Raw genomic sequence first — 23,084 nt, forward strand, 5'->3', positions numbered from 1 at the left:
CGTCGCCGGCCACCTGCAACACAGCCCCTTCGGATACCTTCATGACGTCCACCCTCGACGGCGACTACGACTACATCATCATCGGCGCGGGAACCGCCGGATGCGTGCTCGCCAACCGCCTGAGCGAAGACCCGCGCACCCGCGTCCTGCTGCTGGAGGCCGGCGGCAAAGACACCTATCCCTGGATCCACATCCCGGTCGGCTATCTCTACTGCATGGGCAATCCGCGCACGGACTGGATGCTGCGCACCCAGCCCGAGAACGGGCTGAACGGCCGCTCCCTCGCCTATCCGCGCGGCAAGGTGCTGGGCGGCTGCAGCTCGATCAACGGCATGATCTCCATGCGCGGACAGGCCGCCGACTATGACGGCTGGGCCGCGCTCGGCAACACCGGCTGGAGCTGGCAGGACGTGCTGCCGCATTTCCTGCGCTCGGAAGACCGGCCGGGCGGCAACGGCCCGCTGCACCGCGAGGGCGGCGAGTGGAAGGTGGCGCGGCAGCGGCTGAAATGGCAACTGCTGGAGGACGTGCAGACGGCGGCGGCGGAAATGGGCATTCCCCGCAGCAGCGACTTCAATGCCGGCGACAACGAGGGCGCCGGCTATTTCGAGGTCAACCAGAAGAACGGCCGGCGCTGGAGCGCGGCCCGCGCCTTCCTGAAGCCGGCCCTCAAGCGCCCCAACCTGCGCCTTCTCACCCATGCCGAGGTGGAGCGCATCCTCGTCGAGGACGGGCGCGCCGTCGGCGTCGCCTTCACCCGCGGCCACAGGCGGGGCGAAGCGCGCACGCGCGGCGAGGTGCTGCTGGCGGCAGGTGCGATCCACTCGCCGGCGCTGCTGGAGCGGTCCGGCATCGGCCAGGGCGCGCGGCTGAAGGAGGCCGGCATCGACGTCGTGCAGCACATGGAGGAGGTCGGCGAGAACCTGCAGGACCACCTGCAGCTGCGCATGGTGTTCCGCGTCGAGAACGCGCTGACGCTGAACCAGATCGCCAACTCGCTGACCGGCAAGATCGCCATGGCGGCGGAATATCTGTGGCGCCGCTCGGGCCCGTTGTCGATGGCTCCGAGCCAGCTCGGCATCTTCACCCGCAGCGGCCCGGACCAGGCAACGCCGGATCTGGAATACCACATCCAGCCGCTCTCCACCGACCGGCTCGGCGAGCCGCTGCACCCCTATCCCGCCGTCACCGTGTCCGTGTGCAACCTGCGCCCCGAAAGCCGGGGCAGCGTGCACCTGTCGCCCGGCAGGCCGCACGACCCGCCGCAGATCGCGCCGAACTACCTGGCAACGTCCGGCGACCGCGAGATCGCCCGCCGCTCGCTGCGCCATGCCCGCAAGCTGATGACCATGCCAACCTTGCGCAAATACGCGCCGCAAGAGGCGCTGCCGGGGGCGGACATCGTCTCCGATGCCGGGCTGATCCGCGCGGCCGGCGACATCGGCACGACCATCTTCCACCCCGTCGGAACCTGCCGAATGGGCGCCGACGACCATGCCGTGGTCGATCCGCAGCTGAGGCTGCGCGGCCTTGAGGGCCTCAGGGTGGTCGATGCCTCGATCATGCCGCGCATCGTCTCCGGCAATACGGCAACGCCCGTGGTGATGATCGCCGAAAAGGCCGCCGACATGATCCTGCGCCCCGCCTGAGCGGCGCATTCCGTTTCAAGACCCGAAAGGACAACCCATGAAGTTTCTCCGCTTTGGACCGGCGGGCGCGGAAAAGCCCGGCTGCCTCGACGAGGCCGGCACGATCCGCGACCTGTCCGGCCTGATCGACGATTTCACGCCGGAAACGCTCTCCTGCGAGACGCTGGACCGGCTCAAGGACACCGACCTTGCCGCGCTGCCGCAAGTCCCGGCCGGCACCCGCATCGGGCCTTGCGTCGGTGCGGTGCGCAATTTCTTCGCGGTCGGGCTGAACTATGCCCGCCATGCCCGCGAGACCAACAATCCGGAGCCGGCCGAGCCGGTGCTTTTCTCCAAGGCGACGTCCTGCATCTGCGGGCCGAACGACCCGATCATCCTGCCGAAGGGCTCGGTCAAGACCGACTGGGAAGTGGAGCTCGGCATCGTCATCGGCCGGGTCTGCGAGCATGTCGAGGAAGCCGAGGCCCTCTCCCATGTCGCCGGGTACTGCACGATCAACGATGTCAGCGAGCGCGCCTTCCAGATCGAGCGCGGCGGCCAGTGGATCAAGGGCAAGTCCGCGCCGAATTTCGGCCCCGTCGGCCCCTGGCTGGTGACGCCGGACGAGGTCGGCGACCCGCAGGATCTCGCCCTCACGCTGTCGGTCAACGGCGAGACGATGCAGGACAGCTCGACCTCGGACATGATCTTCGGCGTCGCCACGATCATCTCCTACATGTCGCGCTTCATGCGGCTGATGCCCGGCGACATCATCGCCACCGGCACGCCGGAAGGCGTCGGCCTCGGCTTCACGCCGCCGCGCTTCCTGCGCGAGGGCGATGTGGTGGAGCTGTCGGTGGAAAAGCTCGGCGCCCAGCGCCAGAGCGTCATCGCGCACGGCAGCTGACGGCAGAAAACCAGCGGCGCGGCGGTGACAGGACCGCCGCGCCGCAGCCTCAAAGCAGCGAGGGCACCAGCGTCGCCAGCGGCGGGAACAGATAGACCGCGACGGCAATGGCCAGGATCATGATCCAGTAGGGCGCAAGGCCGCGGAACACCTCGGACAGGCGCAGCTCCTTGTCCGGGATCGCCGCCAGCACCACGAAGGCGCCGATGCCGAAGGGCGGGGTCAGAACGCCGGCCTCGATCACCAGGATGCCGACGATGGCGAAGACCACCGCGTCGATGCCCATTGCCTGCGCGATCGGCCAGAACAGCGGCACCGTCAGCAGCATGATCGAGATGCTGTCGACGAAGCAGCCGAGCACCAGCCAGATCGCCGCCATCACCAGCACCGTGCCGGTCGGGCCGAGCTCCATCGTCTCGAACAGCATGCCCACCACCTGCGGGATGCCGGCGAGCGCCAGCAGCTTGGAATACATCGCCGCGCCCAGCAGCAGCAGCATGATCGGCGTGACCACCATGCCCGCCTCGCGGGTCGCCTCGACGATGGCACTCCGGCTCATGCCCTTGGCGAGAGACAGCAAAAGCGCGCCGGCAAGCCCGACGGCGCTTCCCTCCGTCGGGGTGAAGAAGCCGCCCCAGATGCCGCCGAGCGTGACGACGATGATCGCCAGGATGCCGAAGATGCCGACCGGATCGGGCCGCGGCGCGCTTTCGGGCGCGACGGACGTCTCGGCTTGCACGATCTGCGGATCGCGGATCGCCCGCACCACACAGTAAAGCGCGAAGAGCACGGCCAGCGCGATGCCCGGCAGGACGCCGGCCGCGAACAGCCGCCCGATGGACTGCTCCGTCAGGATCGCCCAGACGATCATGAAGACCGAGGGCGGGATCAGGAGGCCGAGCACCGAGGAGCCGGCGATGCAGCCGGCGGCGAAGCTGCGGCGATAGCCGGCCGCCTGCATCGAGGGATAGGCGATGTGGCTGAAGGTGGCGGCCGCCGCCACGCCGACGCCGGTCACCGCCGCGAAGAAGGCGTTGCCCGCAACCGTTGCCACCGCAAGGCGCGCCGGCACGCGGGAGAAGGTGCGGTTGGCGGCGGAGAAGAGGTCTGTCGCAGCGCCCGAGCGGGCGATCAGCAGACCCATCACCGCAAACAGCGGGATCACCATCAGATTGTAGTCGCGAATGCCGTCGAAGGCCGTCTGCTGCAACAGGCCCAGCGTCATCCACCAGTCCTGGAACAGCAGGTAGAGCCCGACGGTGGAGCCGATGAGGAAGGCCAGGGCAATATGCACGCCGGCCAGCGCCAGCACGAAGATCAGCCCAAGGGCGATGACCGCGGTCTGTTCGATCATCGCGCGCTCCTCCCGAAGCTGCTGCGGGCCTTGCTGAGGAAGGCGACCGCCAGCATGCACCACAGCAGCGCGACCGCGAGGCGCACCGGCCAGGCGGTGACGCGGAACGCGTCGGTGCCGAAGAATTCATGGGTCCGGTAGGCCTGCTCGATGGGCTCGACCGAGATCGCGGCAAGGCACAGGAACAGCGCCGCGCCGACCAGATTGGCCAGCGTCATGGCAAGCGTCAGCACCGCGCCCGGCAGCTTTTCCAAAAGCAGCGTCATCTGCAGCAGCCGGTCCTGCAGCAGCGCCTTCATCGCCTGCAGGAAGGTGACGAGAACCAGGGCGATGGCGACGAGATCGGCCGTGCCGGCGAAGGGGCGCCCGAAGGCGAGGCGGGCGCACACGTCATAGACGATGAGCCCGGCACAGAGATAGACGACGAGGCTGCCGAGATCCGCCAGCAGGCTCGCCGCCCGGTTGATGAAGCGTTCCATGTCTTTCCACCGGTTGGACGGACGGCACAAGACGAAAGCCGGCCGGACATGGCGCCCGGCCGGCATCGCCCCACTCAGAACTGGTAGTCCGTCGGGAAGGTATAGCCTTCCTCGCCGAGGATCCGGATATAGGTCCTCAGCACCTCCGCGGTGGGATAGCCGCGATCTTCCAGGCCGGCAATCGAGGTGACCGGAATGTCGGTCACCGCCCGTGCCCAGCGGGCCCGCTGCTCGTCGGAAAGATCGCGCACGGTGATGCCCTCGGCCGCAAGCTTCTCGGCGAGCTGGCGGTCGCGCTCGGCGCTGCGCTCGGCAACGATCACCGCCGCCTCGGCCGCCACCTCGTCGATGATCGCCACCACGTCCTCGGGCAGCCGCTCGCGGGTGTCCTTGTTCATGAAGGAGACGAAGGTCGCCAGCGAGCCGAAGCCGGTCCGGGTGAAGGTCGAGGAGACTTCCTTGAGCTGGAAGGCCTCCATGCCGGAGATGAAGAACAGGCTGCCCTCGGCAAGGCCCGTCTGCATCGCCTGGTAGTGCTCGCCGATGCCGAGATTGACCGGAACGGCGCCGATGGGCACGAAGAGCGGCGCGTTGGTGCCGGCCATGGCGATGCGCCGGCCCTTGAGCTCGTCGATCGCCGTCCAGTCGAAGCTGGTGGCAAGGCCGTAGGCCTCGGTGACCATCATCGACAGGATATGGGCGTTGTAGGGCTCCATGCTCTCCTGCAGGCTCGGCACCTCGGCCAGCATGCGCGAGGCGACGCGGCCCTGCAGCACCGGATCGGATGTGGTGAAGGGGACCATGGCGCTGTAGTTCAAAAGCGCCGCCCGCGACTGCTCGAAGCCGATGGGCGACAAGCCGATGTCGAGCGTGCCGCGCTGCACTGCCTCGACGGCGCCGTCGACCTTGGCGACGCTGCCGCCCCAGGCCTTGATGAAGCGGATGTCGTGACCGGTTCGCTCCTTGACCCGCTTCTGCACCTCGTCGGCGAAGAACGTGTCATAGGTGGCGATATAGGTCAGGCCGGTCGTGTGACCGCCGCCCATGCGCAGCAGGAAGCTGTCCGCCTGCGCCCCGATGGTGCCGGCTAGCAGCAGCGCCGCCCCGCAGACGCTGCCGTGAAAACCCTTGATCCACGTGCCCAGTTTCATTTTTTTCCCTCCCAGGTATTCCTGCCTCAGATGGCGGCCAGCACAGTGCGTGCAAACTCCTCCGGGGCGTTGACATAAGGATAGTGTCCGCCGGAAATCTCCCGATGGACGGCCTCCGGCCAGCTGTCGCGGAACAAGGCCCTCGCCCGCTCGCCGACAATCGGATCGTCATGGCAGTCGACCACCGTCACCGGGCCGGCGAAGCGCTCGCGCAGCGGCACCGGCAGCGACGAGGTCACCTCCAGCAGGCGGCCCTTCAGGTCCTCCGCCGCCAGCCATCCGCTCATCGCCTGCAGCAGAAGTTCGGACAGCATCGCGGGCGGGGCAGAGGCCGCACGCTCGCGCCACTCCTCGCGAAGCGTCTCCGCCGGCGTTGCCGCGATGGCGGCATGGTCGAACAGCGGATGCGGCTTGAGATCCTCGGCTTCGACGAAGCCGTTGCACAGGATCAAGGCGTCGAACGGCCCGTCCGTGGCCGCATGCTGCAGCCACCAGGCGCTGTAGGAACAGCCCAAGGCGACCGGCGCCGCGAGCCCGAGCGCAAGTGCCAGGCGCTCGGTGCGCCGGGCAAGCTCGCGCGGGGCGAGCGTACCGGGATAGTCGACCAGCACCGGATCCACGCCGCCGGCCGCCAGCAGCGGCGCGGCAAGGCAGAAGAACTCGGAAGTGCCGCTCGCGCCCGGCAGCAGCAGCACGGGCCGGCCCGACGGCGAGGCGGCCCGGCGGAACGACAGGGCGCCGTCCGCGCCCTGCGTCCTGGGGAAAGCCGCATCCAGTGCGGCGAGCGGCTCCCCCGTCAGGTGTGTGCCAGGGACCATCAGCTTTCCAGCAGGCCCCGTTCGCGCAGCTCGTCCATCGCGCCCGGCGAGAACTCGGCCTTCGGCTGGTTGCCGCCGATCACGAACATCAGCAGGTGCTCCTTGTCCGGCTCGTCGAACGTGATGTTCTCGAAACGGCGCTGCACGCCCGGGGGGAACGAGATAACGTCATGCGGGCCGAGCTCGAACGCCTCGACCTGGCCGTCGACTTCCCACGAACAGCGCCAGCGGCCGGTCATCGGAATGAAGGTCTCGTTGGTGTCGTGGTTGTGCATCATCGGTCCCTTGCCGGGCTTGGCATGGCAATAGCCCAGATTGAAGCCCTCGGAGATCTTGATCGATGCGTTTTCCGCGGCCTGGGCACCGACCGGCGAGGTGGTGGCGACATCCGCCCCCTCCGGCGGCTGGAAGCCGACGACGTTGTACAGCGTGCGCTTGCACTCCGGATGATCGCTGTCCGGCAGTCCGCCGTCGAACCCCTTGAGTTCGGAGAAAAGGGCAACGCGCTTGCGCATCTCTTCACGGGTGACGCGGATCGTCTTCAAAGCCATTACGACCTCCCTGGCCTGTTTGCGTGATGACCGGCACTGCCGGTTTTGCCCTCCGTGCAACTACGGAGAACTATCACGATGGAGAATGGCGCGAGGGGATCGTTTGCAGCAATCGGCTGGCCTTGATATGCTTCATTCGATTTCCGAATAGCTGAAGAGTATGAAATGGCTGGCCCCGACTACAGCCTGAAGGACCTGCGGGCGCTCGATGCCTTGCTGCGCGACCGGCATGTCAGCCAGGCGGCGAACCGGCTCGGCATGAGCCAGCCGGCGATGAGCATGACCTTGAAGCGCCTGCGCGCGGTCTTCGACGATCCGCTGCTGATCCGCCAGGGCAACAAGCATGTCCTGACCGATGTGGCGCGCGGCCTGCACGAGCGCGTACAGATCCTGATCCGCGAGATGGAAGGTCTGGTCGACGACAGCGGCGGCTTCGATCCGCTGCGCTCGCGCCGCACCTTCACGCTGATCCTGACCGACTATATCGACGCGATCCTGATCCCCTCGCTGCAGCAGCGGTTCAGGGACCTCGCACCGGAGGTGCGGCTGCGCATCGTCGGGCCGGACCCGTTCCGCCTCGCGCGCGTCTTCGGCGAGGGCAGCGTCGACCTGACGGTGTCGTATTTTCCCGATGCGCCGGGCGACCTGATCTCGCGCCGGATGTTTTCCGACAGGATGGTGTGCCTTGCCAGGCACGGCAATCCGGCGATTTCCGGCGAGCTGACGCTTGCCCGCTTCTGCAATCTCGACCATGTCGCCATCGAGCCGGCCGAGGCGACCATGTACCGCGCGGTGCTGGACGAATCCCTAGCCAAGCTGAACCTGGTGCGCCGGGTGGCGATCTCCAAGCCGGACTTCGTCGGCGTGCCGTTCCTGCTCGAGCGGTCGGACCTCGTGGCGACCATGCCCGAGCGGCTCGCCCGGCTGTTCACCGCGAAATTCGACCTCGTCACCTTCTCGCCGCCGATGGACCTGCCGCCGCTCGACATCCAGATGATGTGGCACAAGAGCACCCACCTGTCGCCGGCCCATGTCTGGCTGCGCGATCAGGTGATCCAAGTCTGCCGGCAGCAATCGCCGGGGACCGATGGCGACTGAGGCGGCCGTCAGGCGCCGTTGAGCGCGCGCCGTGCCAGCCGGTCGAGCGATTGCAGGAAGCGGGAGCGGTCGGACCTGGAAAAGGCGCGCCCGCCACCCTGGTGGAAGGGATCGGCGGCACGGATGTCCTGCATCAGGTCGCGGGTTGCGAGCCGGCCGCCGATATTGGCCGTATCGAGGATCTGGCCGTCGTGCTGCAGCACATGCGCCCCCGCCTTCACGCAGCGGTCGGCAAGCGGCAGGTCGGCGGTGACCACCACATCGCCCGGACCGCAGTGCTCGGCGATCCACTTGTCGGCCTCATCCGGGCCTTCCGCAACGATCTTCAGGGATATCAGCCGGTTGGAGGGCGGACGCAGGCCGCCGTTGCACACGAGCACGACCGGAACATCGAGCCGGCTCGCCACGCGCTCGACCTCGTCCTTCACCGGACAGGCATCGGCATCGACATAGATCGTGGTCACGCCTCTACTCCCCTCACCGCTCACGCATGGCGGGCACGGCTTTGCGAACCGCGCCGACGCCGGCCCTTATAGGGGCTCTTTCGAGGGAGCGAAATCCGGGCGGAGAAAATCGCCCGGAAATCGGCACGGGAGGGTCAGGCGGCCTGCTTCGGCTTGCGGATGGCGGGAGCTGCCTCGACCACCAGCGGATCAAAGCCGGACCCGTTCTCCGCCAGCATGGCGAAGAGCTGATTGCGCATGCGCGGCTCCCAGAACTTGCTGATGTGATCGGCGATCCCGGCCACCGCCTCGTCATGCGGGCGGGTCCGGAAGAAGCCGGCGATCTGGTTGGCCATGTAAGTCAGTTTGTCAGGCGACATCTTTGAGGCTTCCCCCGATGATCCTTTGCGGATGCGTGAAGAGTTCGAATTCGTCGCCGCGCGCGACGGCCGCGAGGGTGATGCCGGCGGCCTCGGCCTCGTCGACGGCAAGGGCGGTGGGCGCGGAGACCGCGACGAGGATGCCGCAGCCGGCGACCGCCGTCTTCTGCACCAGTTCGATGGACAGCCGGCTGGTGAGGACGATGGCCCCCGTCGCCATGTCGATCCCGGCCCGCGCCGCCGCGCCGATCAGCTTGTCGAGCGCATTGTGCCGGCCGACATCCTCGCGCACCAGAACGAGCCCGTGCTCGCTCTGGTAGAAGCCGGCCGCGTGGACGGCACGCGTACGCAGGTTCAGCGCCTGCATCTTGGCCATCGCGGCGACGGCCCGCGACACCTCGGCCGGCGCGAGCCGGACCCCGGCGGCGACGGGCGCGATCTCGCGCATCGCCGCCTCCAGGCTCTCGATGCCGCACAGCCCGCAGCCGACCGGCCCGGCCATCGACCGGCGCCGCTCGCCGAGCCGCGCGCTGGCGTCGCCGGCAAGGCTGACCTGCAGGTCGAGGCCGCGGCCGCAATCGACCGCGGCGACCTCCTCGACCTCCGCCACCGAGGCGACGAGCCCCTCGGTCAGCGAGAAGCCGTAGGCGAGATCCTCCAGATCGGCCGGTGTTGCCATCAGCACGGCATGGGACGTGCCGTTGTAGCTGATCGCCACCGCCACCTCCTCCGCAAGCTCCCTGGTGGAGGCGGAGAAGCGGCCGTTGCGATAGGCGGTGCCGGAGGCGGGGCGATGGGTGACCATGCGGCTACTCGGCAGCCTCGATCCGCCGCGACAGGGTCGAGAATTCCTCGTATTTCTCCTGCCAGTCGGTCGGGCCGTTGGACGGCATCACCTGCACCGCCGTCACCTTGTATTCCGGGCAGTTGGTCGCCCAGTCGGAATAGTCGGTGGTGATGACGTTGGCCTGCGTCGTCGGGTGATGGAAGGTGGTGTAGACGACGCCCGGCGACACGCGGTCGGTGATCTGCGCCCGCAAGGCCGTCTCGCCGGAACGGCTGGCGAGCTTCACCCAGTCGCCGTCCTTGACGCCGCGCGTTTCCGCGTCGTGCGGATGGATCTCCAGCACGTCCTCCGCATGCCAGACCACATTGGCGGTGCGCCGGGTCTGCGCGCCGACATTGTACTGCGACAGGATGCGCCCGGTGGTGAGCAGGAGCGGGAAGCGCGGCCCGGTCTTCTCGTCCGTTGCCACGTAGTCGGTGCGGATGAACCGCCCCCTGCCCCGCACGAAGCCGTCGACATGCATGATCGGCGAACCGTCCGGCGTCTTGTCGTTGCACGGCCACTGCACCGAGCCCTTCTTCTCCAGCATCTCGTAGGAGACATTGGCGAAGCTCGGCGTCGTCGCGGCGATCTCGTCCATGATCTGCGAGGGGTGGGTGTAGGACCAGTTGGCGCCCATCGCATTGGCCAGCATCTGGGTCACCTCCCAGTCCGCATAGCCGTTGCGCGGTGCCATCACCTTGCGGACCCGGTTGATCCGGCGCTCGGCGTTGGTGAAGGTGCCGTCCTTCTCCAGGAAGGTCGAGCCCGGCAGGAAGACATGGGCGTAGTTGGCGGTCTCGTTCAGGAAGAGGTCGTGGACGATGACGCAATCCATCGCCGCAAGGCCGGCCGAGACATGGCGCGTGTCGGGATCCGACTGCAGGATGTCCTCGCCCTGGCAGTAGAGCCCCTTGAAGGTGCCGTCGACCGCCGCATCCAGCATGTTGGGAATGCGCAGGCCCGGCTCGTCGGAGATCTCGACGCCCCACAGCTTTTCGAAGATGTCGCGCACCTCCTGGCCGTTGACATGCCGGTAGCCGGGCAGCTCGTGCGGGAACGAGCCCATGTCGCAGGAGCCCTGCACGTTGTTCTGGCCGCGCAGCGGGTTTACGCCGACGCCCGGCCGACCGATATTGCCGGTGAGCATGGCAAGGTTGGCGATGCCGATGACGGTGGTCGAGCCCTGGCTGTGCTCGGTGACGCCGAGGCCGTAATAGATCGCGCCGTTGCCGCCGCGAGCATAAAGCCGGGCCGCCTCGCGCAGCTCCTGCGCCGGGACGCCGGTCAGCGTCTCGACCGCTTCCGGGCTGTGCTTCGGGTCAGAGACGAACTCCACATAGTCCTGGAACTCGTCCCAGTCGCAGCGCTCGCGGATGAAGGTCTCGTCGAACAGCCCTTCGGTGACGATGACATGAGCCATCGCCGTCACCACGGCGACGTTCGTGCCCGGACGCAGCGCAAGGTGATGCGAGGCCTGTACATGCGGCGTCTTGACCAGGTCGATGCGGCGCGGGTCGACGACGATCAGCTTCGCCCCTTGGCGCAGCCGCTTCTTCAGCCGCGAGGCGAAGACGGGGTGCCCGTCGGTCGGATTGGCGCCGATCACCACGACCACGTCGGCATGCTGGACGCTGTCGAAGTCCTGGGTGCCGGCGGAGGTGCCGAAGGTCTGGCCGAGGCCGTAGCCGGTCGGCGAGTGGCAGACACGGGCGCAGGTGTCGGTGTTGTTGTTGCCGAAGACCGCGCGCGTCAGCTTTTGCACCAGATAGGTTTCCTCGTTGGTGCACCGCGAGGAGGTGATGACGCCGATGGCGTCCTTGCCGAGCTCGTACTGGATGGCCCGCAGCTTCGTCGCGGCGAAGCCCAGCGCCTCCTCCCAGGAGACTTCCCGCCAGGGGTCGGTGATCTTCTCGCGGATCATGGGGCTCAGGATCCGGTCCTTGTGCGCGGCATAGCCATAGGCAAAGCGGCCCTTGACGCAGCTGTGGCCGCGGTTCGCCTTGCCGTCCTTGTAGGGCACCATGCGCACCAGCTCGTCGCCGCGCATCTCCGCCTTGAACGAGCAGCCGACGCCGCAATAGGCGCAGGTCGTGACCACCGAATGCTCCGGCTGGCCGATCTCGATCACCGACTTTTCCTGCAAGGTCGCCGTCGGGCAGGCCTGGACGCAGGCACCGCACGAGACGCATTCGGAGGACAGGAAGTCCTCGTGCATGCCCGGCGAGACGCGGCTGTCGAAGCCGCGTCCCTCGATGGTCAGCGCGAAGGTGCCCTGCACTTCCTCGCAGGCCCTGACGCAGCGCGAGCAGACGATGCACTTGGACGGATCGTAGGTGAAATACGGGTTGGTCTCGTCCTTCGGCATCCAGCGGGCGTTGACCTCGCCCAGCCCATCGCGCGCCTTGACGTGGTTGTCGCCCTCATGGCCGTAGCGCACGTCGCGCAGACCGACGACGCCGGCCATGTCCTGCAGCTCGCAGTCGCCATTGGCCGCACAGGTCAGGCAGTCGAGCGGATGGTCGGAGATATAGAGCTCCATCACCCCGCGGCGCAGCTGCTTCAGCCGGCCGGTCTGGGTGCGCACCACCATGCCCGGTTCCACCGGCGTGGTGCACGAGGCCGGCGTGCCGCGCCGCCCCTCGATCTCCACCAGGCAGAGCCGGCAGGAGCCGAAGGCATCGACCATGTCGGTGGCGCAGAGCTTGGGGATCTGGATGCCGGTCTCCATCGAGGCCCGCATCACGGAGGTGCCTTCCGGCACGGTGACCTCGAAGCCGTCGATGGTCAGCGTGACCGTCTTTTCCGACGTCGAGGCCGGTGTGCCGTAGTCGGTTTCCTTGATCAGGGTCATCGGTCTACTCCGCCGCTTCGGCCATCGGCCGGGGGGTGAAATCCTGAGGGAAATGGGTGAGCGCGCTGAGGACCGGATAGGGCGTGAAGCCGCCGAGCGCGCAGAGCGAGCCGGCCTTCATCGTGTCGCAAAGGTCCTTCAGCAGGTCCACCTGCTCGCCGGAGCGCTCGCCACCGGCGATCTTGTCCAACGTCTCGACGCCGCGCACGGCGCCGATCCGGCAGGGCGTGCACTTGCCGCAACTCTCGATCGCGCAGAACTCCATGGCGAAGCGCGCCTGCTTCAGCATGTCGACCGTGTCGTCGAAAACGACGACACCGGCATGGCCGATCAACCCGTCCTGTGCCGCGAAGGCCTCGTAGTCGAACGGCGTGTCGAACAGCGCGGGCGGGAAATAGGCCCCGAGCGGGCCGCCGACCTGCACCGCGCGCACCGGACGGCCGTTCGCCGTGCCGCCGCCGATCTCGTTGACCAGGATACCGAGCGTCACGCCGAAGGCGGTCTCGTAGAGCCCGCCGTGGCGGATGTTGCCGGCAAGCTGGATCGGCATTGTACCACGCGAGCGGCCGACGCCGAAATCGCGGTAGAAGGCGGCGCCCCGGTCCATGATCACCGGCACGGAGGCCAGCGAGAGCACGTTGTTGACCACCGTCGGCCGGCCGAACAGGCCCTGCAGCGCCGGCAGCGGCGGCTTGGCCCGCACGACCCCGCGCTTGCCCTCCAAACTGTTGAGCAGCGAGGTCTCCTCGCCGCAGACATAGGCGCCGGCGCCGACGCGCACCTCCATGTCGAAGGCGTGGCGCGAGCCCAGCACCGAGGCGCCGAGAATGCCCTCCCGGCGGGCGATCTCGATCGCCTCGCTCATGATGGCGATGGCATGCGGATATTCGGAGCGGGTGTAGATGTAGCCCTTGGTCGCTCCGGTCGCGATGCCGGCAATCGCCATGCCCTCGATGAGCACGAAGGGGTCGCCCTCCATGATCATCCGGTCGGCGAAGGTGCCGCTGTCGCCCTCGTCCGCGTTGCAGACGATATACTTGCGGTCGGCCTCTGCCCTGAGGACCGTGTTCCACTTGATGCCGGTGGGAAAGCCGGCGCCGCCGCGGCCGCGCAAACCGCTCTCGGTCACTTGAGCCACGATCTCCGCCGGCTCCATGGCAACCGCGTTCTGCAGCCCGCGCAGGCCCTTGTAGTGGCGATAGTCCTCAAGCGAGAGCGGGTCGGTGACGCCAACGCGGGCGAAGGTCAGCCGGGTCTGGCCCTTGAGGAAGGGGATTTCCTTCGTCTCGCCGTGGAACAGCGGATGGGCGCCGCCATCCCCCAAACCGGCGTCCAGGAACCCCGCCTCGAACAGGCCGGGCACGTCCTTTTCCGCGACCGGGCCATAGGCGAACCGGCCATGGGCGGTGCGCACCTCGACGAGCGGCTCCAGCCAGTGCATGCCGCGCGAGCCGTTGCGAACGATCCTGGCCTCAAGGCCGCGGGCGGAGAGTTCGCGCGCGATCGCCCTGGCAACGCGGTCGGCACCGACGGCAAGCGCCGCGGAGTCCCTGGGAACGAAGATCACCGGGGTCATCGGCCTGTCTCCTTCACCAGCTCGCTCATCGCGGTCTCGTCCAGCCGTCCGTGCAGCTCGCCGTCGAGCATCGCCGCCGGGGCGCAGGAACACAGGCCGAGGCAGTAGACCGGCTCCAGCGTGACCCGCCCGTCCGGCGTCGTCTCGTGCCAGTCGATGCCGAGCGCGGCGCGCACCCCGTCGGCGAGCGCATCGCCGCCCATCGACTGGCAGGCCTCGGCCCGGCAGATCTTCAGCACATGGCGGCCCGCCGGCTCCTTGCGGAAGTCGTGATAGAAGCTCGCGACGCCGTGGACCTCGGCCCGGCTCAGATTGAGCGCCTCGGCGATGGTGCGCAGCGCCTCTTCCGGCACGCAGCCGAACTCCTTCTGCACCTCGTGCAGGATCGGCAGCAGCGGCCCCTCGAGCTGCGCAAGGTCCTCCACGACGGCCTGCGTCCGTTCCGCGACCTGTCGTGACGACAATTGCAATGACATGCGTTTTCTCCCTCGCCTCGCCCGCTTTCCGGAAAGTCCGAAATGCACGGAGAAACATCAACATCACTGTTCCGTTGTGCGATTGCACATCCCTATAGATGAGCAATCGACTCCACTTTACGCCCCCCCTCGGCCGGCTGCGTCGGGACGCAAGGGCTCAGCCGCGCCGGATGAGCGGCGCGCGGGGCGGACCACGGAAACGGTGGGTCGGAACCCGGGACGCCGAAGCGTCCCGGGCCTGGGTCTGTGCCTGGGATCGGGCCCTGGGGGATCGCCTCAGGCCTTGGCCGGCTGCGCGCCCTCGGGGCTTGCACCCTTCGCGCCTGCTCCCGCGGCACTCTCCATGTGATGCCTGGCATCGACCGGCCGCACCAGGGCATTGGCCACCAGCGCGATCACCAGCAGGGCCGCCATGGCATACATGGTGGTGTTGTAGAGGCTCGGCGTCGGATCGACCGTGCCGGCTGGCGCGATCTCCATCAGCTGGGCCACCGTCACCGTCTTCGCCGCCACCAACTGGTCGAGCTGCTCGACGCCCGCGCCGAACTTCTGGACGAAGGCCTGCGGGTCCACCTTGGACGCAAGGTCCCGGATGGCGCTGTTGAGCGACATGTTGCGCAGCTCGGTGATGGCGAGCGGCCCCAGGACACCGGCGGTGCTCCAGGCGGTCAGCAGGCGTCCGTGGATGCCGCCGACATACTTGGTGCCGAAGATATCGGCGAGATACGCCGGGATCGTCGCGAAACCGCCGCCATACATCGTGAAGATGATCATGGTGGCGCCGTAGAACATCACCAGCCAGGTCACCGCCGGATCGACGCTCACCTGTGCCGCCGCGAAGGGGATCGACAGGTACAGCAAGGTGCCGAGCACGAAGAAGCAGTGATAGGTGTTCTTGCGCCCGATATAGTCAGACGTGGAGGCCCAGAAGAACCGGCCGACCATGTTGAACACCGAGATCATGAACACGTAAGTCGCCGCGAAGGCGGAGTTCACGATCAGCGGCAAGGTGGTGCCGAAGATCTCCGACATCATCGTCTTGGCGACGCCGATCACGCCGATGCCGGCGGTCACGTTGAAGCACAGCACGATCCACAACAGGTAGAACTGCGGCGTCTTCAGCGCCTGGTCGATATGGACGTTGTTCTGGGTGATCATCTTACGCGAGGCCGCATCCGCCGTCGGCGGCGTCCAGCCGGCCGGGCGCCAGCCCTCGCGCGGCACGCGGTACGAGAAGGCCGCGATGATCATCACGACGAAATAGGCGATGCCCAATGTGAAGAAGGTGCCGGCAGCGCCCGTGTTGCCGGTGCCCACCACATAGATGCCTTCCTGCAGGGCGACGGGTGCGGCCGCCACCTGCTTGGCACCGGCGAGCACCACCTCGACCATCTGGCCGTTGACCTCGGCAAGCCGGCGACCGCCCTCGGTGACGAGATCGATGGAACCGAGCGGACCGAGATAGTCCGGCGCCTTGTAGAACACGCCGAGCAACCACTCCTTGATCGGCGTCGCGATCATCGCACCGCCGCCGAAACCCATGATCGCCATGCCCGTCGCCATGCCGCGGCGGTCCGGGAACCAGCGGATGAGGGTCGACACCGGCGAGACATAGCCAAGGCCGAGGCCGCAGCCGCCGAGCACGCCGTAGCCCAGATAGAGCAGCCACAGCTGGTGCGTCATGATGCCGAAGCCGCCGATCAGGAAGCCGCCGCCCCAACACAGCGCCGCCACCACGCCGACCATGCGCGGGCCGACCTCTTCCAGCCACTTGCCCGCAAAGGCCGCCGACAGGCCGAGAAAGACGATGGCGACGGAGAAGATCCACACGACCGACGACAGGCTCCAGTCGCCGGGCGCTGCGGCCACGACGCCGAACTGCTTGATCAGCGGCGGATTGAAGATGCTCCATGCATAGACGGAGCCGATACACAGGTGGATGGCAATGGACGCCGGCGGAACCTTCCAGCGGTTGAAGCCGTCCTCTGCGACGATGTGTTCCTTTTTCAGCCAGTCAAACATGCACCTGTTCTCCTCCCGTGCACGGTTGTCGAGGCAGTTCCGGATCGCATGCCGCGCCGTTGACCGGATCGTCGGCAGCCCCCGGCCGGCCCCTGTCCGGGACCGGATGCCTGCTGCCTGCTCCCCCGCGCCCTGCAAGGCCTCCCGCCCTGCAGCACCGCGGCAGACCGGCCCACACGGACGGCCTGCGTCCAGACAGCACACTCCCCCATGCAAGTTCGGCGCCAGTTTGAATGATCGATATTTTTCAATAACTTGACAGAAATAGCCGGCGCAGTGCGGACATTTTGTCCAGGTCCGCCCGCCTGTCCCGCCACCGGGGACTGGACATTTTGTCCGAAGCGTCAGGCGTCGCCGGCGCTCGGCTCCTCGGGCAGCCAGATGGTGAAGACGGTGCCCGCGCCCGGTGCGCTGCGCACCCGGATCTCGCCGCCCTGGCGGCTGACCAGCGTCTGGGTGATCGACAGGCCGAGGCCCGTCCCCTGCCGGCTCTTGGTCGTGTAGAACGGATCGAAGACGCGGGAGAGCACCTCCGCGCTCATGCCCACGCCCGTGTCGGCGACCTCGACCGTCACGCCCGGTACGTCGCCGCGCTGCGTGTCGGCGGTGGCCAGAGACAGCCGCCCGCCCAGCGGCATCGCATGGATGGCGTTGACGATCAGGTTGATCAGCACCTGCTGCAATTCGGTCCGGTTCATCAGGATGGCGCGGGTCGCCCGCATCTCGCGCACCACCTCGATCTCGGTGCGGCGCAGGAGATGGCGCACCAGCGGCAGGCAGTCGGAAATCACCTCGTCGGGCGCATGCCGGTCGGCATAGCCGGCATATTCGTCGGGCTTGGCGAACTGCAGCAGCTTCATGACGATCTGGTTGATCCGGTGGACCTGCTCGTCGATCAGCCGGATCTCCGTCCCGGCGACCTTCGCGTGCTCGCCGAGCAACATGCGCAAGACCTCCAGATTGCCCTGGATGACGGCGATGGGATTGTTGATCTCATGCGCGACGCCGGCCGTGATCTCGCCGATGGCGGCGAGCTTTTCCGACATGATCAGCTGCTTCGTGGTCTCCTCCAGCTGCCGGTTGGCCAGCATCAGATCGCGCGTGCGCTCCTCGACCCGGGCATTCAACTCCTCGTTCCAGGACCGCAGCTGCCGGTCGCGCTCCTGCACCAGATCGAGCAGGTGATCGAGATGCTGCGCGACCCGGGCGATCTCGTCGTTGCCGCTGCCGGGCCGGGTGCGTGCGCCGAGGTCGCCATGCTCCACCCGCGCGATCGTGTCCGTCATCCGCTCCAGCGGCTTGAACACGCCGCGCGCCCAGCGCAGGAACAGCGGCACGCTGACGGCCGTGACCAGAAGGAAGCCGATGAGAACGGCGGCAAGCGTCGCCACCTTCTCCTTCTGGAACGGCGCCTCCAGAAAGCCGACATAGAGCATGCCGACCCGCATTCCCCGGCTGTCGGTGATCGGCTCATAGGCGGAGATGTACCAGTCGTTCACGACGAAGGCGCTGTCGAGCCAGACCTCGCCCCGGCCCAGCACGCGCTCGCGCACCGCCGCCGAGACCCGGGTGCCGAGCGCCCGGCGGTTCTCGAACAGGCGGACATTGGTGCTGATCCGCACATCCTCCAGGAACAGGGTGGCGGTGCCCTGGCTCCCCTCCGGCAGGCTGGCCTCGCGGTAGACGAGGTCGTTGATCGTGTCGATGAAGACGAGATTCTGGTTGAGCAGGATGCCGCCGACCAGCGCGGCCGGCACCGCGCCGGCAAGGCGTGCCGGGCTGGCCGAGTGCACGACCATGCCCCGCGTCTCGGTGGTCCGCTCCGTCGGCACCGCGTTGGGTGTCGGGATCAGCTCGAGGCTCGCACGCTCCGCAAGGTCGGGCGAGATGCCGGCGAGCTCCTCGCCCTCGAAAATGTCGACGCTGCTGGCGGGGGCACCGGCCATCGCCCGGTCGACCACCGGCCACTCGCGGCCGAGCGGCGGACGCGCGCCAGCGGGCGAGGCCGCGCGGACCCGGCCGTCGTCGCCGACGAGATAGAGAAAGTCGAGCCCCATCTCCGCGCGGCTGCGCTCCAGCAGCGCGGCCAGCGCCGCCCCGTCGCGCGCATCGGCGATGTCGCGGAACTCGGCCGACTTGCCGAGCGCGTCGAGCCGCTCGCCGGTATTGTCCAGGATCCGGGTGAAATACTGGTGCGCAACCGTCAGGTCCGCATTCACCTTGGTCTTCAGCAGGGCGTCGAACTTCGAGTTCCAGCGCACCATCGCCCCGCCGAGGAACAGCGGCAGCACCACGAGCGTCGGCAACAGCGCGATGGCGAGCAGGCGGACGCGAACCGACAGGCGGCTGCGGCGCGCCGCCCGCCCCCCCTGCCCCGTCGCAGGCTCGGGCTCGGGCTCGGGCTCGTGCTCCGGCTTGGGCTCAGCCATTCCAGTCCGCAAGCTTGCGGTCGATGGTCTTGCGCGAGATGCCGAGCCGGCGCGCGGCTTGCGCGCGATTGCCCTCGCACTCGCCCAGAACCGCCAGGATGTGCCGGCGCTCCACATCCTCCAGCAGATCCGTCCGGCTCGGCGCCGGCACGGTCTGCGGCTTGTCCGCCCTGCGCGTCATCTCTGCCGGGAACCGGCCGAGGATCAGCGACCGCTCGATCATGTTACGCAACTCCCGGACATTGCCCGGCCACTCGTAGGCGAGGAGACCGGCAGCCACATCCGGCCCGATCGGCACCGGCGGCATGCCCAGCTGGACCGCCAGCTTGCTCATGAAGAGTTCCGCCAGTTCGCGAATGTCGTCCCCGCGCTCGCGCAGCGGCGGCATCTCGATCTGCAAGACGTTGATCCGGTAGAACAGGTCGGCCCGGAAGCGCCCGGCCTCCACCTCGCGTTCCAGGTCCGCGTTGGTGGCAAAGACGAAGCGCAGGTCGACCGGCACCTCGCGCTCCGAGCCGATGGGCCTCACCCGCCGGTCCTCGATCGCCCGCAGCAGCTTGCCCTGAAGCGGCATCGGCAGGTCGCCAATCTCGTCGAGGAACAGCGTGCCGCCCTGGGCATGCATGAACAGGCCCTCGCGATTGGACGCGGCCCCGGTGAAGGCGCCCTTCAGGTGGCCGAACAGCTCCGCCTCGATGACATCGGCCGGGATCGCCGCGCAATTGACCGGCACGAAGGGCTTGGCGGCGCGGTCCGAGAGCTCGTGCAGGGAGCGCGCCGCCACTTCCTTGCCGGTGCCGGATTCGCCGGTGATCAGGACGGATGTCGGCAGCGATGCAACACGGGCGATGGTCTCGCGGATCTCGCCGATCTGGGGAGAGTGGCCGATCAGCTTGTCGCGCAGCAGCAGGTGGTCGGAGGTTGCCTGCAGCTGATGGCGCAGCAGCTGGTTTTCCCGCAGCAGGGTCACCCGGTCGAGGCAGCGCGCCACCGCATTGAGCAACTGGTTGGAGCGGAAGGGCTTCAGCACGAAATCGACCGCGCCCGCCCGCAGCGCCTGGATCGCCGTTTCCAGGTCCGCATAGGCGGTCATCAGGATCGCATGGGCGAAGAAACCGATCTCTCGCTGTTCGGCGAGCCATTCCACGCCCGTCTTGCCGGGCATGATATTGTCGAGGATCACCACATCGAAGTGATGCCGGTCGAGCAGCACCGAAGCGGCGGCGGCATCCTCCGCCTCCGCGATATGCTTGCAATGCGGCGCCAGCGTCCGCACCAGGAAATTGCGCATGCCGGGCTCGTCGTCGACGACGAGGATCGCAGCCTGCGACAGCCATGGCCCGAACTCCGCATCGACGGACGCATCTGTCAAGCGTCTGAGCGATCCCGTGCCCATGATCTCCCTCCCCCGGAGTTTTATGTCGTTTTGTGTCTATTTATCCTCAACAGATAGCACAAGCAGGACAGGCAGCATAACGCCCAAGAACGCAACCGGGACGTGACCGGGCAGCACGGAAAGACGATGGCGGTTACAGGCCTCCAGCACCAACTCTCCGAAGTGACGCATGTTTCGATCCACGCCCCCGCGAGGGGGGCGACAGCTTGTTGCCGTGGCTGGAAGCGCGCCTTCGAAAGTTTCGATCCGCGCCCCCGCGAGGGGGGCGACCACAGGCCTCCCGCTCCGCTTCGACCGCATCCCGTTTCGATCCGCGCCCCCGCGAGGGGGGCGACAATTCGGGCGGCGGTGCTTGGTGAAGGCCGCAAAGTTTCGATCCGCGCCCCCGCGAGGGGGGCGACGTTCCGGCCCTCGTCTGCGGATGTCACGAAGGCGGTTTCGATCCGCGCCCCCGCGAGGGGGGCGACCGGGACGCCATCGGGGATGGATTGGGGCGTCAAGGTTTCGATCCGCGCCCCCGCGAGGGGGGCGACTGGCTGCTCGTATCATGCGGTTTTTACAGAAGAAACCCGAGCTCCGGCGCGAACTGCAAGGCGCCGCATCCCGCAGCCGCGCCAGCAGCTCGCTGCTCCTCAAAAAAGATTAACAATTTCAATGAGCTGTTTCCCGCGCGAACCTGCCGGGTTTTTTCGGCACGCTTCAGGTTCGCACAGGCGACTAGACGATCAGCGGCCCGTTGAGATCCGCTGCCGGCTTTGCCCCCACATGCTCCACCCGCCGCTGCCAGTTGGAGCCCAGATGATAGTAGCGCAGGCTGTCGCTGCGCGGGTCGATGATGCTCTCCAGCCGCGCCTTGAGCTTGGTCCACAGGGCCGGATCGACCTCGACCTCGAAGACGGAGTTCTGCACCCGCTGGCCATAGTCCTGGCAGGCGCGCGCCACCCGCCGCAGCCGCCCGGTCCCGCCCTCGCTGACGGTGCTGACATCGTATGTCACGAGAACCAGCATGGCGCGCTCCTATTTCCAGAACCAGGGCGGATAGGCATCGAGGTCCCCGCGCAGATGACGGGACAGGAACTGCGCCTGGAGATAGGGCACCAGCCCCAGCGGCGCTTTCTCGTCCAGGAAGGGATGGAGACGCTCCTCGCGCTTGCGCTCCTGCCAGGCGGTCAGGACAGTGCGCCGCCCCTCCTCCGTCAACAGCACGCCGCCGCCGTCGCGCGTTTCGAAATCGCGGGCCCGCAACTGCCGGCGATTGAGCAACGAGAGCGCCAGCCTGTCCGCCAGGACGGGGCGCAACTCCTCCATCAGATCGAGGGCAAGGCTGGGGCGGCCCGGCCGGTCGCGGTGCAGGAAACCGACGGCCGGGTCGAGCCCGACGCTCTCGGCTGCGCTCCGGCAATCGTGGGTGAGCAGGGTGTAGAGGAACGACAGAACCGCATTCACCGGATCGAGCGGCGGACGCCGGGAACGGCCGAGAAATCGGATCTCCGGATCCGGAGACCGCACCAGATGGCCGAAGACGGAAAAGTACAGCTGGGCGGCCTCCCCTTCCGCCCCGCGCAGATGGTCCAGCCCGGTGAGACCGGCGGCAAGCCGTTGCAGGATCCGCGCCAGCCGCTCGCACACCGCGGAGATCGCCTCCGCGGGCTCCTGCCCGTCCCCCTCGCCATGATCGCGCAAATGCCGCAGGAGCACGCTGCGCTGGTTGGCGACCTTGCCCATCACCAGGCTGCGGACGATGTCGTCGGGCGCCTCGCTGGCGGCATATTGCGCCCGCCGCAGGAGCACATTTCCGGCAACGGGTCCTTCGACGCGCGCCTGGAACCGGTCGACCCTGTCGAGCAGGACGAGGGAAATGCCGTTTGCCGCGCAGGCCCCCATCAGCGCGGGAGACACGAGAACCGGCCCGAACGCGACGACCGAGCCGAGCATGTGGAACGGCACCCGCGCCCGTTCCGCGCCCTCCACCTCGGCAACGAGGTTTTCGCCATCCTTGCGCAGGGCCGCTCCCTCGGTGGTGACGTACAGCGTGTTGAGCAGCTTTCTCACGACGGCGGCTCCGGCAGGAGGAGTTGCTCGATCTGCCGTGCCCGCCAGGCCAGCACCGGCCTTGCGAGCTGCTTCGGCCGGCAAAGCTCGCTCAGGGAACAGGCGCGACAACGGTCGGCCCGGTAGATCGCCGGCGGCGTCGCGCGGGCGTCGAACACGGCGCGCAGATCCGCCACCGTCTGCTCCGTCAGGGCGCGCAGGTCCGCGTCGAAGGGCACCTCCACCCGCCGCTTCGTCTGTGCATAGAACAGCGCGCCGGCCGGCACCGGGCGGCCCGTCATCTCCTCCAGGCACAGGCCCTGGGCGCAAAGCTGCACCTCGTCGGCCCGGTGCAGCTTCGCCTTTCCGCGCTTGTACTCGACCGGATAGGGCGTCTCGCCATCTTGCGAGAGATGGAACTCGACCAGATCGGCAATGCCCGCGATGCCGAGGCGGCGGCTCGCAAGGGCAAGCCCGCTCGCCCGGCGGATCCCCCGCGCCCGGCGCCCGCCGGGACGATCCGTCACCGCATGCAGGACATGCCCCTCGGCCGTGAACCGGTTGTCGGCCCACAGCCGCTCCAGATGGATCAGCGCCGCCTGCCGCAGGCAATAGACCGCATGCTGCAGCGCCGACATCGGGATCGGATCCGGCGGTTCCATCGT

20 protein-coding genes and 1 CRISPR repeat array are annotated in these 23,084 nt (G+C 67.8%); of the genes, 3 read left to right on the plus strand and 17 right to left on the minus strand.

The window, feature by feature from the left end; all coding sequences use genetic code 11:
- Positions 1–41 precede the first annotated feature (41 nt).
- Positions 42–1,649 (plus strand): GMC family oxidoreductase, encoded by a 1,608-nt coding sequence (locus GH266_RS09100; protein WP_158193621.1) that lies wholly within the window; start codon positions 42–44, stop codon positions 1,647–1,649.
- 37 nt (positions 1,650–1,686) lie between these two features.
- On the plus strand, positions 1,687–2,535 hold the full coding sequence (locus GH266_RS09105; RefSeq protein WP_158193622.1) for a fumarylacetoacetate hydrolase family protein: 849 nt from the start codon (positions 1,687–1,689) through the stop codon (positions 2,533–2,535).
- A gap of 49 nt (positions 2,536–2,584) precedes the next feature.
- Here the strand turns inward: GH266_RS09105 and GH266_RS09110 are convergent, their stop codons facing one another.
- The 5 genes from GH266_RS09110 to GH266_RS09130 all read right to left on the minus strand — a co-directional run bounded on the left by GH266_RS09110 (position 2,585) and on the right by GH266_RS09130 (position 6,888).
- A complete protein-coding gene (locus tag GH266_RS09110) occupies positions 2,585–3,889 on the minus strand; it encodes a TRAP transporter large permease (protein WP_158193623.1) in 1,305 nt (434 codons plus the stop codon).
- Positions 3,886–4,368, minus strand: a complete 483-nt coding sequence (locus GH266_RS09115) for a TRAP transporter small permease (protein ID WP_158193624.1) — start codon at positions 4,366–4,368, stop codon at positions 3,886–3,888. Before GH266_RS09115 ends, GH266_RS09110 begins: the two co-directional genes overlap by 4 nt.
- A gap of 74 nt (positions 4,369–4,442) precedes the next feature.
- Complete coding sequence (dctP, locus tag GH266_RS09120; protein WP_158193625.1) at positions 4,443–5,519, minus strand: TRAP transporter substrate-binding protein DctP; 1,077 nt, start codon at positions 5,517–5,519, stop codon at positions 4,443–4,445.
- 26 nt (positions 5,520–5,545) lie between these two features.
- Positions 5,546–6,337: an alpha/beta fold hydrolase gene (locus tag GH266_RS09125; RefSeq protein ID WP_158193626.1), complete on the minus strand. Its 792-nt coding sequence runs from the start codon at positions 6,335–6,337 to the stop codon at positions 5,546–5,548.
- Positions 6,337–6,888 carry a cupin domain-containing protein gene (locus GH266_RS09130; protein WP_158193627.1) on the minus strand — a complete coding sequence of 184 codons (552 nt, stop codon included), beginning with the start codon at positions 6,886–6,888 and terminating at the stop codon, positions 6,337–6,339. Before GH266_RS09130 ends, GH266_RS09125 begins: the two co-directional genes overlap by 1 nt.
- Positions 6,889–7,053: 165 nt before the next feature.
- Here GH266_RS09130 and GH266_RS09135 point away from each other — a divergent pair, with 165 nt between their 5' ends.
- Positions 7,054–7,986, plus strand: a complete 933-nt coding sequence (locus GH266_RS09135; protein WP_158193628.1) for a LysR family transcriptional regulator — start codon at positions 7,054–7,056, stop codon at positions 7,984–7,986.
- Positions 7,987–7,994: 8 nt separating this feature from the next.
- Here the strand turns inward: GH266_RS09135 and GH266_RS09140 are convergent, their stop codons facing one another.
- From GH266_RS09140 to cas4, 12 genes are all read right to left on the minus strand, one after another.
- Positions 7,995–8,450, minus strand: coding sequence for a YaiI/YqxD family protein (locus tag GH266_RS09140; RefSeq protein WP_158193629.1), 456 nt, complete (start codon positions 8,448–8,450; stop codon positions 7,995–7,997).
- A gap of 134 nt (positions 8,451–8,584) precedes the next feature.
- A complete protein-coding gene (locus tag GH266_RS09145) occupies positions 8,585–8,809 on the minus strand; it encodes a formate dehydrogenase subunit delta (protein WP_067219362.1) in 225 nt (74 codons plus the stop codon).
- Positions 8,799–9,614, minus strand: coding sequence for a formate dehydrogenase accessory sulfurtransferase FdhD (fdhD, locus tag GH266_RS09150; RefSeq protein ID WP_158193630.1), 816 nt, complete (start codon positions 9,612–9,614; stop codon positions 8,799–8,801). Before fdhD ends, GH266_RS09145 begins: the two co-directional genes overlap by 11 nt.
- A 4-nt stretch (positions 9,615–9,618) precedes the next feature.
- Positions 9,619–12,489 carry a formate dehydrogenase subunit alpha gene (gene fdhF / locus GH266_RS09155; protein ID WP_158193631.1) on the minus strand — a complete coding sequence of 957 codons (2,871 nt, stop codon included), beginning with the start codon at positions 12,487–12,489 and terminating at the stop codon, positions 9,619–9,621.
- Positions 12,490–12,493: 4 nt separating this feature from the next.
- The gene (locus GH266_RS09160) at positions 12,494–14,065 is read right to left on the minus strand and encodes a formate dehydrogenase beta subunit (protein ID WP_158193632.1); all 1,572 of its coding nucleotides are present in this window, start codon (positions 14,063–14,065) and stop codon (positions 12,494–12,496) included.
- Positions 14,062–14,541, minus strand: a complete 480-nt coding sequence (locus GH266_RS09165) for a formate dehydrogenase subunit gamma (protein WP_158193633.1) — start codon at positions 14,539–14,541, stop codon at positions 14,062–14,064. Before GH266_RS09165 ends, GH266_RS09160 begins: the two co-directional genes overlap by 4 nt.
- 276 nt (positions 14,542–14,817) lie before the next feature.
- Positions 14,818–16,563, minus strand: a complete 1,746-nt coding sequence (locus GH266_RS23475; protein WP_158193634.1) for an OFA family MFS transporter — start codon at positions 16,561–16,563, stop codon at positions 14,818–14,820.
- 344 nt (positions 16,564–16,907) lie between these two features.
- Positions 16,908–18,992, minus strand: a complete 2,085-nt coding sequence (locus tag GH266_RS09175) for a sensor histidine kinase (protein WP_158193635.1) — start codon at positions 18,990–18,992, stop codon at positions 16,908–16,910.
- Positions 18,985–20,388, minus strand: coding sequence for a sigma-54-dependent transcriptional regulator (locus tag GH266_RS09180; protein ID WP_158193636.1), 1,404 nt, complete (start codon positions 20,386–20,388; stop codon positions 18,985–18,987). Before GH266_RS09180 ends, GH266_RS09175 begins: the two co-directional genes overlap by 8 nt.
- A 171-nt stretch (positions 20,389–20,559) precedes the next feature.
- Positions 20,560–20,921: a CRISPR direct-repeat array (repeat unit 32 nt; unit sequence GTTTCGATCCGCGCCCCCGCGAGGGGGGCGAC).
- A 184-nt stretch (positions 20,922–21,105) separates the two neighbouring features.
- On the minus strand, positions 21,106–21,396 hold the full coding sequence (gene cas2 / locus GH266_RS09185; protein ID WP_158193637.1) for a CRISPR-associated endonuclease Cas2: 291 nt from the start codon (positions 21,394–21,396) through the stop codon (positions 21,106–21,108).
- Positions 21,397–21,405: 9 nt separating this feature from the next.
- Entirely contained in the window at positions 21,406–22,440 is a 1,035-nt protein-coding gene (cas1c, locus tag GH266_RS09190; RefSeq protein WP_158193638.1) for a type I-C CRISPR-associated endonuclease Cas1c, read from the minus strand.
- Entirely contained in the window at positions 22,437–23,081 is a 645-nt protein-coding gene (cas4, locus tag GH266_RS09195; protein ID WP_158193639.1) for a CRISPR-associated protein Cas4, read from the minus strand. Before cas4 ends, cas1c begins: the two co-directional genes overlap by 4 nt.
- Positions 23,082–23,084: the final 3 nt, after the last annotated feature.

This window comes from Stappia indica (assembly GCF_009789575.1).
GTDB lineage: Bacteria > Pseudomonadota > Alphaproteobacteria > Rhizobiales > Stappiaceae > Stappia > Stappia indica_A.